The organism is Bacillus cereus group sp. MYBK220-1 (genome assembly GCF_051916445.1).
Taxonomy (GTDB): domain Bacteria; phylum Bacillota; class Bacilli; order Bacillales; family Bacillaceae_G; genus Bacillus_A; species Bacillus_A cereus.
Genome location: NZ_JBQAGQ010000001.1, coordinates 271,691 through 287,780, shown reverse-complemented (window position 1 = coordinate 287,780; position 16,090 = coordinate 271,691). Strand labels below are relative to the sequence as shown.

The following is a 16,090-nucleotide window of genomic DNA, read 5'->3' as shown; positions in this document are numbered from 1 at the left end:
TTATCATTATAATTATTGAATGATCTGAAATTACATGTCTCTTTACCATACTATTCTATAGTTATTCATAATACAAAATGACACATCCAATTCCTAAACTCGTTTGATTAGAAATATATCCCTGAATACAAAAACACTAATACGTTTTCCTTTATATTTCTTCCGGAATATACAAATATAGATTCTATAACAACATATATGGGTCCCCATACATGTTAAGAAAACAGATTTACCCAAAAAGAAAAATGAGCTTTTTTATTTCAAGTTAGCACAAAATTTCATTTTTAGGGTAGTTGTCTTCTCTTAGCTTGATAGCGATGGGGCTCTACCCCATCGCTATCAAGCTAACAAAATTGAGATACCCCCAAATCGAATAAATGAGAGTATCTCGGTTATATATGTTTGACCATAATTCCTTATTTATATACTGCTAGTTTTTGTAATATTTGTTCTTTTATAACTGGCCATTCGCTTGCGATAATACTATATACAACGGCATCTCTTACATAACCGTTTGGCAATTGTCTTTCATTTCGCAATACGCCTTCTATTACATATTAATAATTTAGGAAATTATAAAATAAAGAGGTGACTTTTAATATATAATGATTCAATTTATTATCCTTATATAAATTATGATCAATACTTCGATCGTCAATTCCCTGGTCTTCAAATCCCTAGTTCTCCAGGTAGACCAGGTCAAAGTTCACAAGCCCCAACATCTCCTCCCCCATCATTTATTCTTCAACAATCAGTAGCTTCACCATTTGCTGTTGATCCAGGAGCAATTTCATTCTGTTTATTTCGAAACACCTATATATGGCTTAATAATGGTAAGCAGTTTTGGTATTATCCGATTTTTGTAGGACAAAGGTCTGTAACTGGTTTTAGATGGAACGGTAGGTTTTTGATGATTTTGGTAATTGATACAAGATGGATTAGATTATTTACATGTTTTTAAAAATTGTAGAGTAACGTTAAAAGTTTAATTATATAAATAAAAGAGGTATTAGAATGAAAAATTCCCATTCGAAATTTAAAAATTGATAATTTTAAAGAATTGTTTTGTGTTAAAAATAATTATGATTTATAAGGTCTCTTGGTTTATTTGAGATGCAAATCTTTAAAGAACTTACACTGGATCTTTAGAAGAATGAAATAATTTCACTTAAAATTAAACCTATATAATCTTAGGTTGATGGGCATGGGATACCACCAACATTTTGTAAAATAACCTACGCTATGCGGAAAAATAAAATAAGCTGTCCATATGGACAGCTTACTTACATAATTATCAAGATAAGAAGTGGCTAAATATGATTTATTTAACATTAACTCTCATTATCAGTAATTGGATAACTACTTAAAAATGAAAAAGAATTTGCCAATTTTTTCGCAAAACTTAATGGTGGTTCAACAGATTGGATATGAATATACATAATCAATGGTTTCATATATAACCAATGATTATGTAAAGCACTAACAATAATCCCCTGTTGAACAATTGATTGCATAAATAAAGGAATTTCTTCTTGTAAAATAGCAATTTCTCCAAAGTTCAATGCGTTACCATTTTGATCTAACGATTCAAAAGATATCCCGACCGGTATCACTGAGGTGCTTGGTCGTCCTTGAACAAACACTTTGATATTACGGTGCAAGGAGACAGAACAAACACCTTGATTTATATTGCTTTTTCCATTAAGTATTTTAGCAAATTGTTCACAAAGAACGTTGAGGTTATTCATAAATCTGATGTTCCTTTCTCACTATAATAGAGTGCTATACTACTTAAAGTATTGATCTATATATATCATACAGATTGGGTATATATGATTACTTGTATTAATATATGATATACACATACTTGGTATGCAAATATATAGAATAGAGCGAGAAACGAAGGAATAACGATGTATAACCAATTCATATGAAGTTAACATAACACATCATTGTCGGTAGCAAGGAAAAGGGAGGAAACCGTACTCTCACCAATTGTGTTGCTGTTCTATCGATTTTTGTTAAAAAAGATAACTGTTTAGTCATGTAAGATCACTTCTTTTTATTTTTAATTTATTTTTGTCTTATTGTTCCACGTCTTCTTTCATAACGTGGTCCATGAACTCCCATTAACTCTTCAATTTCACGAGCGCTAAATTTCTCTTTTCCCTTTTTCTTATTTTTCTTCTTTGCTTGTTTTGATTGCTTTTTCCACTCGTGTAATTAATCCTTTAGCACCTTTATTCCCCCCATCTCCCTTTTCAAAATAAAAAGGACACCTATTCCTAAAACAGCTTAAATGACTGCTTTAATGAACTGGTGTCCTCTAGTTTTCTAGCCGGACTATATTTGTTTTTCGTTCACTTTAAAATTCCAGCTTGTACAAAAATATTACTCATACCCTTTTCCGTTGTAGATAACAAAACCTACTGGATGATGGGTAAAATACAAAACTGGATCATCAGGATTTCCAATTGAAGGATATACATGATTTTTATCAATGTAGACTCCCTCTAATTCAATTGGATTACCTGATTCTAGACCACTAATTGGCTCTCCAAAACCATCGTTATCTCAATAACGAATAGCACAGAATAGCTCATCTGGAATCATTGATACCTCTACACCACTTGCATGCATAACATGTTTTGTAGTTTCCATACTTCCATCGCTTTTCTAATTAACGACCTGTCCACATATCTTGCACAATTCCATTTTTAAATAATTCATATGGGAAATAACAATATCCTTTATCTCCCCAGTCTTCTCCCCAGCTGTTGCGAATAATAACCGTTTGCTTATCATCGTCATATCCAACAGCACAAACAGCATGTCCCGCTGGTTGACCATCTTCAACAATTACATCATCTGTTCCTGATACTGGAACTATACCAGTCTTTTTCACTTCTTCTGACATAAAAGATTTTGGTACAGCAAATCCAAGTACAGCAACTAATCCATGAGCAAGTGCAGCCTTTAATCCCGATAAATCTTGAATACGATGGTAGGTTCCAATTTTATAAAGTGCAGCATCTGATTCAGCCTTTGGTGATGGCTTATCTCTAAAATTCTCGGTATAAGGAAAATCCTCTTCAGGGCATACCCCAATATTTTTAAGAACCCCCATACCATCACGAACATTCGCTCCACTATCTTCCTGAATATGTCCTTCTATTTCTCGTTCATGATAATATAAAAACAAACGAGATAAGCAAGTAAATGGACGACCTGATTGTAATAATAGATATTCTCGTAACCCTGAAACAATTGCATTTGCCGTACAAGAACCTATATTCCATTGATTTACTATACCTGACATTTTAGGACGAAGATCGACTTGCGTTGGCAAATCCGCCTCATTACTAAACAAGTAACTCCGAAACATTTTGTCTCTTAAATCAACAGGGTCTTTTCTTACATTAAGGTACTTTACAATATCTTTGTTACTGGTAAAACTGAAATTTGATTCATTTGAACTCATTGTAAAAATCCATCCTTTCTTAATATCTAGATAATTCATTTCTTCTCTATACTTAACTTAAAAATTAAAAATATACCTATTTAATTTTTATTTCATTTGCATTCAATACATCCGCATGTTTAATTATTTATCTTTTTACTTATCAATTTCTATTTTCAATTTATCTCACAACTACTTGAACTCTATATCTTTTTTTCTTTCTTGTTTGATTCAATTGCTTTTTCCACTCACGTAATTAGTCTTGTAGTGCCCTCATATTTTCCTATCTCCCCCTTCCAAAATAAAAAGGACACCAATTCATTAAAACAACTTGAATTGCTGCTTTAATGAATTGGTGTCCTCTAGTTTTCTATCCGGACTATATTTATTTCATTATACTTGTCTGTATAAAAAGATTCCTCCGAGCTTTATCTATTCTGTCTTTCTTATATTTTTGTATAACCTTTGTCCGACGAGCAATTGCTTTTTTTAGTTTCTTTTTCTATAAATTATCCAATCCTCTCACTCCTTCTTATGAAACAGTTTTTCCATTTTTAGACATTCTCATTAATTTAATACCTTCTTACATTCAAAAAGCCGCTCAGATGTGAATTGTACCTATATAATTTCAAAAGGATTATTTTATTAGGTTTTCAATCAAACTTCATTTCAAAATTCTCAGTTTCAAATGAACTACTAGACGCATACACCATATACTAATTTAAATGCTTCCTAGGAAAGAAGGTGAAAGCTATGCCATCTATTGTCGGAAATATGGTTGTGCAAAATAGTAACGGTTCTTTCAACTTAGGTGATTTTTATAACGTTTCTCCAAAAGAAAATACAAAAGCTTATAATGGTTCAGGTTCATCTAACGTTGCTTTTGTTCTCAATACATTTAACGGTGTTAGTGCAACAAACACATTTGATTCTGATGTTGCAGACCAAAACCAAGTTGGAACAGTCTAAATTTATTCATTTTCCTCTAACTCCTGAATAAAACCCAATATTCCGTTAATAATGTATATACAGTTTCTGATTTCCCTTCATACCCGAAGGCTGAGTAGCTAGTTTTTACTAGCTGCTCTTTTTATGTTTCACACGAATAAAATTCTATATTTCACCGATACTATATAGGACTGTAAAAAGTCAGCTTTAAATTCTTCCCACTCTAGCTCTCTTGGTCGAGGGTTGAGCAGTTAGCTCTTGCTAGCTGCTCTTTTATTTGGTTACTGCTTCTGTTTCTTAAAGAGATTCTTTAACTATATTTCACTAATAAGGACAAATTCTTTAATCTGTCTCGAATAAAATAAATAATTTGGCATATAATATCTATGCATCTAGATTATTACCTCTGTATGGAGCAGTTAGGCTGGGCTAACTGCTCTTTTATTGAATAAATTTCTAAAAAGTGTTAACAATATAAGTACACCAAGGTTGAATACGAATGACCATTTCGTTCTACTTATTCATCAGGATAGTTAGCTTTTGCTAGCTGTCTTTTTTTAGTTTATCCGAATAAAATTTTTAATTATGTCCGATACTATAAATGGGCTGATACAGCTTGAATTCACATTGACATCTGTAATGTTCTTTTTCCTTTCTCTGAGGACTGAGCGGTTAACCTTCGTTAACTGCTCTTTTGTATTGAGTTGATAATAAATTTTAGGTCGTATTTCTCTTCTATGCCATATACTTTTTAAGTATCCAACTCAAAGTGTTACCTCCTATCCGAAAGGGCACTGATGCATGGTGCTCTTTTTTAGTTTCTTTATTTCTACAAAATGAAATTTTTATAACATTTTTTAGTTCAAATATCCTTTCCATCAATGTACAAATAATATTACTTCTTCTTTAAGCATCTTTATGAACAAAATCAAAGGAGGCATCTAATGTATATATCAAATAGGATTGGCTTATTTAGTTGGATTGCAACTTACCTATACTTTTTAATTGAACCTTTCTTTATTTTCACTTCTACAGCATCTTATAACTATTTGCATCATGCAATGAGTGATCTAGGTGTAACAACCTGTGGAGAATTCACCTACGAAATAGCTCCTTATGAAATATGCTCCCCTAATCACTTTTGGATGAATTTACTCTTTATTCTTAATGGAATAACATTTTGTATTGGAGTACTATATATTTCACAACATCTAGAAAAAACAAAAATTAATAAAATAGCAACATTTTTTATAATTATAATAGGAGTTTCCACTATAGTCTCAGGATTAATTCCTGCAGATGTAAACCTAATTGGACATTCTATTCTAGTTTGGATAGGTATGCTTACTGTATTTCCAGGACTATTTATTTTTGCAAAGAATCTTAAAAAAACTAGAAAATGGACATATTTCTGTTTACTAAACTTAATAGTAATAACAATCATTATCTCACTTGTTTTTCTTTTCCCCTTACCTGCAGGTCTACTACAAAGACTTTTTTACTTGGTTCTTTTCGTTTGGGGAACTGTATCAACCTACAAATTAATAAAATAAAGATTTCATTAAAACTTTTCACCTTTTAACTGGACAAGCATATAGTATTGTATGGAGATATCCACTCATAGAAATCTACCTTTCTTGTCCAAGAGCATGCTTATATGCGTGCTCTTTTTGATTGCATTTAAAGACTTCACATTCATTAGAAATGTACATACAATAATCATGATCATCTCATTATTAATCTTTTAGTATCCTTCTCGATACACATCTTGGTCATGGAGCATCTTAAAAAGCGCTCTTTATATTTGTTAATAAATAACCATTTTGTTCAAACATACACACGGTATATATTAGTTAAGTATATATTTACATAGACAAGACATAACTTTTTTAAACATGCACAATTTTTGTGCATGTTTTTTTATTTAACAAAATAACTATTTTATTATGTTTCCTAACTTACAGTAATGTCCTTAAAAAACATTCATATATATTTATCAGATGCACTTTTAAATTCCAGAGTATCAAATACTTTTAAAAGTTAACTGACCAACAATATTCGACTTATCTTTAAAAACTTATTAAAAATCACTTAGATACAAAAAAGCTACGTTTTATATAGGATAAAAAATTATCTTACGCAAAGGGGCTTGATTATTTGTGAATTACCAAAATGATAATAACTCTAACATTCACAAACCTTGCACTTGTCCATCCCCCACGGCTAACAGTTTAAATGTTGTTCAAACTACCCCATCAATAGTCTCTGTAAATTCTGCGATTCCACTAGATACCGTGGTAAATTCTAATGGTACGGCAATCTCATTCACACCACCAACAACTGTTTTACTTGAAGGTGGAAGAACCTATTTGGCAATCTATGAAGTGCAAGTTATCATTCAACCAGGAGGTAATTCGGCAGGTATCACTATGTATCTTAATAATAATCCAATCATTGGCTCTGGTACTTCTCTGGGATATACTGCAGGATTCACTTCTGTATCAGCACCCGCTATTTTCACTACACCTTCAGGTATAACAAGTACCCTTACTGTTAATGTAGGACCATATTCTAATACATTAAATACGTTGGGCTTAACTCTTGCTGTTGTAGCATTAACATAATAAAATGTAAAACTCTCTAAAATGATTTTATTTATCCCTTAACTGTCTATTGGGCTAGCCTCTAAGAACTCCACATAACTACATATAGAAAAAGAACATTATTTGGTTCCATAGTACTAGGTGACTCGGCTAGCACAATTGCTGAGTCACCTATTTATCTATAATAAAATAAAGCTTTTGTTTAATTTATTACTTGTTCTTTTTAATGCATTATTCTATTACAATCCATTTTCATGTTATAATTACCAACAGTACATATTTTAATAGGCACAACAAATCTCATAAATATAGGAGGACCTTAATAATCCTAACTCAAGAAAAGAACATAAAATTAATTATGCATTTTCTTACATTATTATCTTTTTTTATTCTTATTTTCTTTAGTGTCACAATTTTTTATATACCTTTGGTTTTCTATTTTGTATGCAAATCACAAAACATTCGAAAAAATATCCTTGAAGCTGTTTTTTACCAACTATTCATTTGGATAATCACAGTAATTTGGAATCTTTTCATAATAAGAATCTTAATGCTATTTTAGTCTAATTTAGACTTGGCTTCAAATAACGCTTTGTTTATTTTCGGGGTAGCTCCTTTATATCTAATACTGTTTCTCTTGTTAATTTTTGGACCTATAAAAGGAATTTTATATGTGCTACAAGAAAAAGACTTTCATTATCCTATTATTTCTAAATGGATTAACAAATAAAAATACGTGTAGAAGAATTCAGAGTTTTACTGAATTCTTTTTTATGGATCTTTCAAAATCTTTTACATCTTCCTTCATTCCTTCTTTTTAATAAACTTCAAATTTTATTACAATAACGCTTTTTTTAAATACAATCGCTTGTCTATAAACTTTGTAACCTTCATTTCCTTTCCTATGATTACAACATCCTCCTAACAACCAAGTATTGATTATATATCCCATATGAACACCTCCATTTTATTGGCATATACTTTGAAGGAAAAAACATTTCACATTAAACATATACCTACAAACTCAGTTGCTAATAATTTATCAAAAATTACTTAATATTCATTTTTTAAAAGGAGGTATTTATGAGATATAATCGAAAATCAAATTCCCAAAATTCGTGTGATAAATTTCAGCAACCCTGCTTTATTTCTATATCCCCTTGTGATCAAAGTAATTGCTGTACACCTGTTTTTTTCTCGAATTCTCAACAACAAGAATTATTGCAAATAATAAATCAATTAAATCAAGCCATCCTTTCTTTTTTCACAACACCAAATCCAACAACTATACAAATACTCCAATCAGCATTACAGGCATTAAATGATTTATTAATAGCAATACAACCAAATACACCAAATAGAAATTTAGTTATAAGAACTATAAACCAATTAATTAATTCTTTACCTACCGCATCTCTCACTCAAATCTCAGCATTATTCCAATTTCTATTCCAAAGCTTGTCTTCACTTATAAGTTGTTCAAATATATCGGACCCCTTATTACAACAAACTTTCAACTTAATTTTACAAGGAATCTTGAATAGTTCGCTATTAAGTAACATCGGAACACCCGGGCCGACTGGAGCCACTGGACCTAGAGGATTTCCTGGACCTAGAGGAGCTCAGGGTACTCAAGGCGTGCCAGGTATTCAGGGGCCGGAAGGGCCGGAAGGACCACCGGGACCTCAAGGTGTGCCAGGTATTCAGGGACCGGAAGGGCCGGAAGGATCCACTGGACCTCAAGGCGTGCCAGGTATTCAGGGGCCGGAAGGACCACCGGGACCTCAAGGACTTCAAGGCGTACAAGGAATTCAAGGGCCACCGGGACCACCGGGACCTACTGGTTCAGGGACCGGAATGGGAATTCCCGGACCACCGGGACCCACTGGACCTCAAGGTGTACAAGGAATTCAAGGACCGGAAGGGCCGGAAGGATCCACTGGACCTCAGGGTGTGCCAGGTATTCAAGGGCCGGAAGGACCACCGGGAACCACTGGACCTCAAGGTGTGTCAGGTATTCAAGGGCCGGAAGGACCACCAGGAGCCACTGGACCTCAAGGAGTGCAAGGAATCCAAGGGCCGGAAGGACCACCGGGACCTACTGGAGATTGTGATTGTCCACCGGGACCTACTGGACCGACCGGACCTACTGGGCCAACCGGACCTGCATGTAATTTCCTAGTATATGCTACAAATGCAGGACTCATAGATGACCCTACAAATGATACAGTATCTGTAATTAACACCGGAACAAATATAGTAGTTGATACAATTACTGTAGGTAATGCACCACTTGAAGTAACAGTTTCACCAAATGGAGCTCGTGCTTATGTTACTAATATTTTTTCTAATACTGTTTCCGTTATTGATACTGCTACTAATACTGTTATCGCTACCATTCCTGTTGGAACTAATCCAATAGGTGTAGCTGTTTCTCCAAATAACACAACTGTTTATGTTGGAAATCATGGTAATAATACGGTTTCTGTCATTAATGCGGCAACAAACACAGTTATTAATACCATTCCTGTTGGCATCGCTCCACAAGGGATTACTGTTTCCCCAAATGGTGCCCTTGCATATGTTGCAAACGAATTAAGCAACACAATTTCTGTCATTAATACTGCTACCAATACAGTTATTGCTACCATCCCTGTTGGTATTCGTCCTAGAATAATCGTGTTTACACTAGATGGTACTCGTGCGTATGTCACGAATCAAAACAGCAATACGGTTTCTGTTATTAACACCGCTACCAATGCAGTTATTAATACAATTAACGTAGGTACTGAACCTGTTGGCATAGATATTACACCGGGTGGAAACCTTATTTACGTTGTAAATAAAGTTAGCAATAATGTATCGGTAATAAATGTGGCGACAAATACTGTGATCGATACAATTTCTGTTGGTTTATCCCCTGATCAAGTAACTATCATACCTGATGGCACTCGAGCATATGTTACAAATCAAGCTAGTAATACTGTTTCCGTTATTGATATTGCTACGAATACTGTTATCACTAATGTCCCAGTAGGTGTCGCTCCAACCGGAATAGCTACTGGAACTATTTGTGAATAAAATAAAGAAGTGAAAGCCACAGATAGTTTTTATTAAAATTGATAGTATGTGATATTCTTTCTTTAACTACGTTCAAACAACCAGGATAAACCTCTATATTCTGTTAATATTCTTTTCTGTTTTGTCTTACAGAACCTGCAGATCAGCTAGCTGTTGTTAGCTGATCTCTTTCTATAAAACCCAAATCACATACCAATTAATTTACTAACATTGAATTTTTTAGAATTTAATAATAATATTTACCTATAAAACCATTACCCTTATACAAAGAGCTATGAGCCTTTCCGCTCATGACTCTTTTTTTTACGATTTTCACTTCACATCTACGCGATTTTGACTAGCTTCTCGACTAAATCCGTCTGGGTATCTTTCTAAAAATAATCATTTTATCTTTTCAGTAAACTTAGTATCTACACGATCAACCTTACCGTTTATCTAAACCGCGACTTGCTCACCAAATCCGCTCATTGGTGGATTGACTACTGTTACATTTCCATCCTAAACTATTAAAAGTTTGTTGCTACTAACATCAATTTCTACTTTTTTCATATGTCCATCTCCCTTTTACTACCGCATGTACTCGACAACATCAGTTTTAAAACCACCTCCCAAATAAACCCTTACTGGAATTATTTCTTTTTTATCCCTCGCTGCCTTACACAATTCTTCAGCTGTATCCCAATTGGAAAACTTGTCTACAACTCTTTGAAATCTCCGTGTATTCATTAACTCTTAGGATTTATTCTCATGTTTTACCGAACATGCAGGAAGAAGGAGTAAAAAATTTTAGTAAAAGTATCTTTGGATAGCTAACGTTTTCAAAATGTTTGTATTTTATAACAAAAAGCCAAACAAATCTTGTATTAACAAGGTTTATTCACCTTAACATATGTTATTATGTATAATACATATGTTAAGTAAATTCAGAATAACGAGGCAAATATTATGGACTTTGTTTATATTAATCAAAACGTATTAAATAATCTTCTATACATTTTATGTAGTATATTTGTTTTTTATTTCATATATGATAGCAGGCATTATTTGAAAAAATACAAAATATTACTGATTACCCTTTGTTCTAGTATCCCGCTTATTTTATGTATGCGATACCCTATCTATATGGATGAAAGTTGTATTCATGATTTAAGACAAATTCCGGTCATAATAGGTACGCTTTATGGTGGATTCCCTGTCGGTATCATATTGTTTACAATTTTATTAATTACAAGATTTTTATTTTATGGCTTTAACATGCTAACAGTCGTTGTTTACGGAATAATGTTCATCGTTACAGCACTCGCATCTTCAAAATTTAATACATATAATAGAAAACTTAAAGTAGCTTTTTCCATGTTTTTAACCTTTTTCCTAGCAATATTTACAACTTTAATTGTATTAACTTTATCAGATTTTGAAGTGAATAATTTGTATATTATTTATTTCATGGTATTACCGACTACTTTAATGTTATTTATTGTTTATATAAATGAAGTTATAAAAGATGCTGTATTAATGCGCTCAAAATTAATTAAAATGGAAAAAATGGAGATTGTTAGCCAACTCGCTGCAAGTATATCGCACGAAGTAAGGAATCCCTTAACGGTTGTAAAAGGATTTACACAGCTTTTAAAAACACCAAATTTAACTCCTGAGTCAAGAGACGAATATATTAAACATATACTTGAAGAGTTAAATCGTGCCCAAGAAATTATCGATGATTATTTAACGTTTGCCAAACCTGCTCCAGAAAAATTAGATCAAATTTCAATAAAACAAGAGTTAAATCGAGTTATTAATATGATATTGCCATTGTGTAATATGAATACGATACATATTACACAGGATTTTTCTGAGGCAACCATTGTTGGTAATAAACAGCACTTTCAACAATGTTTTTTAAACTTAATAAAGAACAGTATTGAAGCAATGCCTAATGGTGGTACCTTAAATATTTCCTCATCTATCAATAATAGTAAAGTTGAAATACGAATTGAAGATAGCGGAGTTGGAATGTCACAGGAGCAAATCCATCGATTCGGTGAACCGTATTTTAGTACAAAAACAAAAGGAACCGGTTTAGGTACGATGGTTGCTGTTAAGATTATTGAGACGATGCATGGAAGTTTAAAAATCCGAAGTATCGTTAGTAAAGGAACGACTTTAACGATTACGTTCCCGAAATATAGTAAGAATACGCATTAAGACAAATAAAAAAGGAGCATAGTTGCTCCTTTTTTATTTGTTTCGATACATAAGTATCTTCAATGTTTTTTTAGTTTACATTTGTGAAGACTAATTAAAAATTAGTATCCTCCGCCCCAGCAGCTGCATCCTACAATTATTAATAGAATGAATAACACAACTAGTAAAGCGAAACCTCCACCAAAACCACAAGAACCACCGTAACTCATATTTTCTCCTCCTTTTGGTTTGAAAACTAATAGGTAGTTGATCATTTTAACTGGTTCGTATTATACATTATGTATATATCCCTTTTTTGAGCATGTCTACATAAAAATAAGTAAAAGCACTCGTTTAAAGAGTGCTTTAAAATGGATACCAAAAGTTTTGAAATACGTTTAATTTTAAATATACCGCAACAATAAATATGAAAATACCGGCAAATAAAGCAAGGAAATCTTCACGTTTCGCCTTACTTGTATAAAACCATGTACGTTTATCCTTCTTTCCAAATCCTCTTAAATCCATTGCATTTGAAACTGTATCTATTCTTTCTAGAGAATGAATGATTAGTGGCCAGAAAATTAAAACACGGTTCTTCATACGAACCCATAAACTTGCTTCTCCTTTTTCAAAAGCCACTCCTCTCGCTTCTTGCGCGTGTTTAATAATTTTATACTCAGACTGGATGTCAGGAATATAACGTAGTGCAATATTTATTGCATATGTAATCTTATAATGAATACCAAGTTTACTTAAGCTACTTACAAATTCGCTTGGATCTGTCGTGTAAATAAAAAGAAGTGTAAATGGTAATAACGTAAAATACTTTAATGAAAGTGTAGCTGCATAAAATAATGTTTCATATGTAATCGTTGCATATCCAACATGTAAAAACGCGGTATATGATTCAGTTAATTCAGATCCATGAGTTGGTGTAATAAATAAAATCATGACAGAGTTTAATAAACTAAATGTAAATATGACACTAAAAACAATTAAAATTTTACGAAATGGAATTTTAGCAATGCTGAGTCCGATACACCCAATAATAAATAATATTAGCAACACCCGAAAATCAAAAAACAAAAAAGTAAGCGTCATACAAAAAATAAATAAAAACAATTTCACTATCCCATCCATACGATGAAAATATGTACTATGCACCTTCCTCCCTCCTATTACTGTCTAAATAAAGCTCCATAAATTTTTCTGGACATGCAATCCCACTAAATTTAACAAGCTTGGTTAAAGAACTCTCTCTTAAGTTGGCTCTTTGTAACGTTTCTTGATTGCCTAATACATCAAACACTGTATTATCCGCAATAATTTTCCCTTCATGTAGAACTACTGCACGGTCTGTATATTCTAGCGCGAGATTCATATCGTGAGTGATAAAAACAAATGAAATTCCCTTTTTAGCTAGGTTTTTAATAAACGACATAAATTGTTTATAATGATAATAATCTTGTCCCGCTGTCGGTTCATCTAATATGATAAGCTTAGGATTTGTTGTTAATACAGATGCGATTGTTAGTCTCTTTTTTTGCCCATAGCTTAGTGCTTGAATTGGCCAATTACGAAATGGATATAAACCACAAATTTTTAAAATCCCTTCTACTTTATTCTTAATTTCTTCCTTAGAAAAATTATGTAATGTTAATGTAAATGAAACTTCTTCAAAAACAGTAGACTGTGTAATCATATGATTTGGATTTTGCATCACGTAAGATATGATTTCCCCACGTTTACGAATAGACCAAGAACTAATATCTTCACCTTTTAACGAAATTTTCCCATTTTTCATTTTGTTTATACCTATAAGACTATGAGCTAATGTTGATTTCCCTGCTCCATTATGTCCTAACAGTGCCACAATTTCTCCTTCATATATTAAAAGGTTTACATTTTCTAATACTTTTTGTTTATTAGGGTATGAAAATGATAAATTCTCCACTTTAAGTAATTCCTTGTTTTTAGCATTCCTTTCTAATATGACTTGTTTCTCCATCCACTCTTTTATAACGTTGCTTACCTTTTCTTTTTGAAGGTTTTCCATTGGATATATTACGTCATTATTACGATCAAAATGTAATCTCTTTAATGCTTCGATGTAAATAGGCTCTCTTAAGCCAATACGTGGTAATATATTTGACGCTAAGATTTCTTTTGGTGTTCCCATCGCAATGACTTTACCTTCATCAATTAATATAACTTTGTCTAAATCCAGTTTTAAAATTTCTTCTATCCTATGTTCGATAATAACAATCGTTTTATTATACTGCTCATGTATATCTTTCATAAGTTCTATCGTATGTATGGCGCTTAGTGGATCTAAGTTCGCTAATGGTTCATCGAACAATAATATATCCGCATTTGTTGTTAATAAACCAGCAAGAGAAACTGTTTGCTTTTGACCTCCTGATAATTCATGTGGACTTTGTTTATGAAACGTATGCATCTTCACCTTTCTTAATGAGTCCGAAACAATCTTTTTCATGTTATCTTGCTTTACACATTCATTTTCTAAATAAAAAGCTACATCTTCTTCTACTGTCAGACCAATAAATTGAGCATCTTGATCTTGTAAAATTGTTCCTACCTGTTTACTTTGTTCAAAAATACTTCCTTCCCTTGGGTCTTTACCGGCAATTAAAACGTTACCTGTGCTATTCCCTTCGTAAGAAAATGGGATTAGCCCATTTATACAATGAGCCAATGTCGACTTTCCTGAACCACTTCGTCCAGCAATTAGCACTTTTTCCCCAGGGTATATATGAAAGGTAATATCACTTAAAGTAGGCTGCGCAGCATGCCCATATTGAAAGGTGAATTGTTCAAACGAAATAATTGGTTGCATGTTAACATCCCTACTTTTCAATTTTTAAATGTGTATGTTTCTTATTGGATTTCGCCAAACCAATTGTAAGTGGCAATCCAAGTACTAAGAAAACGATGACATCGGAAATTGTTGCTCCTAATACTTGTATAACAATTTTGTCAAATGGTTCTCCCATCACAATAATATCGAATGCCCCAGCAAATATAATAGCAATGACAATACCAACTAGCCCAGTAATTGCTAAATAAGAAATATCTCCCTTGTTAAACGACCCGTTTTTCACACTAAAACCAACTCTTTTTTGAATAAGCCCCATTGAAAAACCAATAATACCTGAACTAATAACCCATCCCCACCAAATACCCCATCCAGCAATCGTATCTGTTACGGTATGACCGATAAGTCCGATTAACAGTCCTGCCACTGGACCAAATAATGCTCCAAAAACAGTTAATATAGCTAATGCTGGTTTAATAAATGTATTCGGTGCAATAGAAAATCCCCAAAGTCCTAATATCCCGTATAATGCTGCTCCAATACCGATTGCTACTACTAACTTTGTTGATAATTTATTCATGACAATTCCCCTCTCATATTAGTCAACTTTTATTACTCTATATTTAATTTAAAAATGAATTATGCATCGACACTCCCTTTCTATACAACAAAAAAATGACCTCTTACATAAGAGGTCATTTTCTTTCACTTTCAAGAATCCTCTTATCTTTCAAAAAACACATCGTGTCCTCTGCGGAATTAGCACCTTCCTATAAAATTGCATAGGGGTTGCTGAGGTTTCTTAGGGCCGTTCCCTCCACCTCTCTGGATAAGTATTAATTTGTAATTCGTATTATGGCACTAAAGAATGTAAATTTCAACACTTTTCTTACTATTTTTATTTTTTATTAAATAGCGCATTTAAATCATTGTATTCTTATCGGAATTGTGAAATAATGAATTCAAAATCGTTTC

The 16,090-nt window shown here is 32.7% G+C and carries 13 protein-coding genes, 5 pseudogenes and 1 riboswitch; of the genes and pseudogenes, 8 read left to right on the top strand and 10 right to left on the bottom strand.

Annotation, left to right across the window (positions count from 1 at the left end; all coding sequences use genetic code 11):
- Positions 1-416: 416 nt before the first annotated feature.
- Positions 417-554 (bottom strand): annotated as a pseudogene (locus ACTFRU_RS01420) (GNAT family N-acetyltransferase); the annotation flags it as partial.
- Positions 555-598: 44 nt separating this feature from the next.
- Between ACTFRU_RS01420 and ACTFRU_RS01415 the strand changes: the two are divergent.
- A complete protein-coding gene (locus ACTFRU_RS01415) occupies positions 599-961 on the top strand; it encodes a transporter (RefSeq protein ID WP_081631309.1) in 363 nt (120 codons plus the stop codon).
- Between the two features lie 370 nt (positions 962-1,331).
- On the opposite strand, the gene ACTFRU_RS01410 is transcribed toward ACTFRU_RS01415, so the two are convergent.
- The 3 genes and pseudogenes from ACTFRU_RS01410 to ACTFRU_RS01400 all read right to left on the bottom strand — a co-directional run bounded on the left by ACTFRU_RS01410 (position 1,332) and on the right by ACTFRU_RS01400 (position 3,986).
- Positions 1,332-1,748 carry a DUF1259 domain-containing protein gene (locus tag ACTFRU_RS01410; protein WP_033692076.1) on the bottom strand — a complete coding sequence of 139 codons (417 nt, stop codon included), beginning with the start codon at positions 1,746-1,748 and terminating at the stop codon, positions 1,332-1,334.
- Between the two features lie 932 nt (positions 1,749-2,680).
- A complete protein-coding gene (locus ACTFRU_RS01405; RefSeq protein ID WP_000097509.1) occupies positions 2,681-3,481 on the bottom strand; it encodes a C1 family peptidase in 801 nt (266 codons plus the stop codon).
- Between the two features lie 364 nt (positions 3,482-3,845).
- Positions 3,846-3,986 (bottom strand): annotated as a pseudogene (locus ACTFRU_RS01400) (DUF3983 domain-containing protein).
- Positions 3,987-4,213: 227 nt separating this feature from the next.
- On the opposite strand from ACTFRU_RS01400, the gene ACTFRU_RS01395 reads away from it, so the two are divergent.
- The 4 genes and pseudogenes from ACTFRU_RS01395 to ACTFRU_RS01380 all read left to right on the top strand — a co-directional run bounded on the left by ACTFRU_RS01395 (position 4,214) and on the right by ACTFRU_RS01380 (position 7,741).
- Positions 4,214-4,429: a spore germination protein gene (locus ACTFRU_RS01395; RefSeq protein ID WP_001139345.1), complete on the top strand. Its 216-nt coding sequence runs from the start codon at positions 4,214-4,216 to the stop codon at positions 4,427-4,429.
- A gap of 923 nt (positions 4,430-5,352) precedes the next feature.
- The gene (locus tag ACTFRU_RS01390; protein WP_440037413.1) at positions 5,353-5,961 is read left to right on the top strand and encodes a DUF998 domain-containing protein; all 609 of its coding nucleotides are present in this window, start codon (positions 5,353-5,355) and stop codon (positions 5,959-5,961) included.
- A gap of 606 nt (positions 5,962-6,567) precedes the next feature.
- The gene (locus tag ACTFRU_RS01385; protein WP_043924670.1) at positions 6,568-7,032 is read left to right on the top strand and encodes a hypothetical protein; all 465 of its coding nucleotides are present in this window, start codon (positions 6,568-6,570) and stop codon (positions 7,030-7,032) included.
- Positions 7,033-7,333: 301 nt separating this feature from the next.
- A pseudogene (locus tag ACTFRU_RS01380) lies at positions 7,334-7,741 on the top strand (DUF4870 domain-containing protein).
- 87 nt (positions 7,742-7,828) lie between these two features.
- Here ACTFRU_RS01380 and ACTFRU_RS01375 read toward each other — a convergent pair.
- The gene (locus ACTFRU_RS01375; RefSeq protein ID WP_264299199.1) at positions 7,829-7,963 is read right to left on the bottom strand and encodes a hypothetical protein; all 135 of its coding nucleotides are present in this window, start codon (positions 7,961-7,963) and stop codon (positions 7,829-7,831) included.
- Between the two features lie 131 nt (positions 7,964-8,094).
- Between ACTFRU_RS01375 and ACTFRU_RS01370 the strand changes: the two genes are divergently transcribed.
- On the top strand, positions 8,095-10,092 hold the full coding sequence (locus tag ACTFRU_RS01370) for a YVTN family beta-propeller repeat protein (RefSeq protein ID WP_049107915.1): 1,998 nt from the start codon (positions 8,095-8,097) through the stop codon (positions 10,090-10,092).
- Between the two features lie 435 nt (positions 10,093-10,527).
- Here the strand turns inward: ACTFRU_RS01370 and ACTFRU_RS01365 are convergent.
- Positions 10,528-10,641 (bottom strand): annotated as a pseudogene (locus tag ACTFRU_RS01365) (DUF3954 domain-containing protein).
- A 173-nt stretch (positions 10,642-10,814) separates the two neighbouring features.
- Between ACTFRU_RS01365 and ACTFRU_RS01360 the strand changes: the two are divergent.
- Together ACTFRU_RS01360 and ACTFRU_RS01355 are read left to right on the top strand one after the other, a co-directional pair.
- Positions 10,815-10,901, top strand: a pseudogene (locus ACTFRU_RS01360) (tyrosine-type recombinase/integrase); the annotation flags it as partial.
- A 136-nt stretch (positions 10,902-11,037) separates the two neighbouring features.
- Positions 11,038-12,297 (top strand): sensor histidine kinase, encoded by a 1,260-nt coding sequence (locus ACTFRU_RS01355; RefSeq protein WP_001987738.1) that lies wholly within the window; start codon positions 11,038-11,040, stop codon positions 12,295-12,297.
- Between the two features lie 101 nt (positions 12,298-12,398).
- Here ACTFRU_RS01355 and ACTFRU_RS01350 read toward each other — a convergent pair whose 3' ends face one another.
- The 4 genes from ACTFRU_RS01350 to ACTFRU_RS01335 form a co-directional block, all read right to left on the bottom strand.
- Positions 12,399-12,506 (bottom strand): YjcZ family sporulation protein, encoded by a 108-nt coding sequence (locus ACTFRU_RS01350; protein WP_000120182.1) that lies wholly within the window; start codon positions 12,504-12,506, stop codon positions 12,399-12,401.
- A gap of 136 nt (positions 12,507-12,642) precedes the next feature.
- Positions 12,643-13,443: an energy-coupling factor transporter transmembrane component T family protein gene (locus ACTFRU_RS01345; RefSeq protein ID WP_006915341.1), complete on the bottom strand. Its 801-nt coding sequence runs from the start codon at positions 13,441-13,443 to the stop codon at positions 12,643-12,645.
- Positions 13,436-15,136 (bottom strand): ABC transporter ATP-binding protein, encoded by a 1,701-nt coding sequence (locus tag ACTFRU_RS01340; protein ID WP_049107914.1) that lies wholly within the window; start codon positions 15,134-15,136, stop codon positions 13,436-13,438. Before ACTFRU_RS01340 ends, ACTFRU_RS01345 begins: the two co-directional genes overlap by 8 nt.
- 10 nt (positions 15,137-15,146) lie before the next feature.
- Positions 15,147-15,695 (bottom strand): ECF-type riboflavin transporter substrate-binding protein, encoded by a 549-nt coding sequence (locus ACTFRU_RS01335; RefSeq protein WP_001038210.1) that lies wholly within the window; start codon positions 15,693-15,695, stop codon positions 15,147-15,149.
- Positions 15,696-15,835: 140 nt separating this feature from the next.
- Positions 15,836-15,951, bottom strand: a riboswitch (SAM riboswitch).
- Positions 15,952-16,090 lie beyond the last annotated feature (139 nt).

Coding starts and splice junctions, on each gene's coding strand:
- ACTFRU_RS01410 (WP_033692076.1), bottom strand. CDS start 1,748: ATGAATAACCTCAACGTTCTTTGTGAACAATTTGCTAAAATACTTAAT.
- ACTFRU_RS01405 (WP_000097509.1), bottom strand. CDS start 3,481: ATGAGTTCAAATGAATCAAATTTCAGTTTTACCAGTAACAAAGATATT.
- ACTFRU_RS01395 (WP_001139345.1), top strand. CDS start 4,214: ATGCCATCTATTGTCGGAAATATGGTTGTGCAAAATAGTAACGGTTCT.
- ACTFRU_RS01390 (WP_440037413.1), top strand. CDS start 5,353: ATGTATATATCAAATAGGATTGGCTTATTTAGTTGGATTGCAACTTAC.
- ACTFRU_RS01375 (WP_264299199.1), bottom strand. CDS start 7,963: ATGGGATATATAATCAATACTTGGTTGTTAGGAGGATGTTGTAATCAT.
- ACTFRU_RS01370 (WP_049107915.1), top strand. CDS start 8,095: ATGAGATATAATCGAAAATCAAATTCCCAAAATTCGTGTGATAAATTT.
- ACTFRU_RS01355 (WP_001987738.1), top strand. CDS start 11,038: ATGGACTTTGTTTATATTAATCAAAACGTATTAAATAATCTTCTATAC.
- ACTFRU_RS01350 (WP_000120182.1), bottom strand. CDS start 12,506: ATGAGTTACGGTGGTTCTTGTGGTTTTGGTGGAGGTTTCGCTTTACTA.
- ACTFRU_RS01340 (WP_049107914.1), bottom strand. CDS start 15,136: ATGCAACCAATTATTTCGTTTGAACAATTCACCTTTCAATATGGGCAT.
- ACTFRU_RS01335 (WP_001038210.1), bottom strand. CDS start 15,695: ATGAATAAATTATCAACAAAGTTAGTAGTAGCAATCGGTATTGGAGCA.